Annotated in this window: 1 pseudogene; it reads left to right on the forward strand. The window is 63.7% G+C overall.

The features are described from left to right. Positions 1-84: 84 nt before the first annotated feature. Positions 85-295: pseudogene (locus ACFXIV_RS48260) on the forward strand (hypothetical protein); the annotation flags it as partial.

Consider the following 295-nt stretch of genomic DNA (forward strand, 5'->3'; position numbering starts at 1 on the left):
ACCTCTCTAGAGATGTGCGCTTCCATGGAGTCATCTCTAGAGAGGTTGCTCACAAGGGGCAACCTCGTGTGAGAGGGGACATCCATGCCTTCGTTCAAGATCGACCTTTCGTCCGCCACGGTGTTCGTGGCGACTGCGCCGGAGCCGAAGATGGCGAACAAGAAGACCGGTGAGCGGGCGGTGGACCGGGAGACCGGGGCCGGCCTGTCGACGGTGGGCCTGCTGGTCTCGGATGAAGGGGAGGGGAATCTCTACCAGGTGACCGTGCCGGAGACGGGTGTCCCGGAGGGGCTGG

Origin of the sequence: Nocardia sp. NPDC059236, from assembly GCF_042754085.1 — a bacterium.
Lineage (GTDB): Bacteria > Actinomycetota > Actinomycetes > Mycobacteriales > Mycobacteriaceae > Nocardia.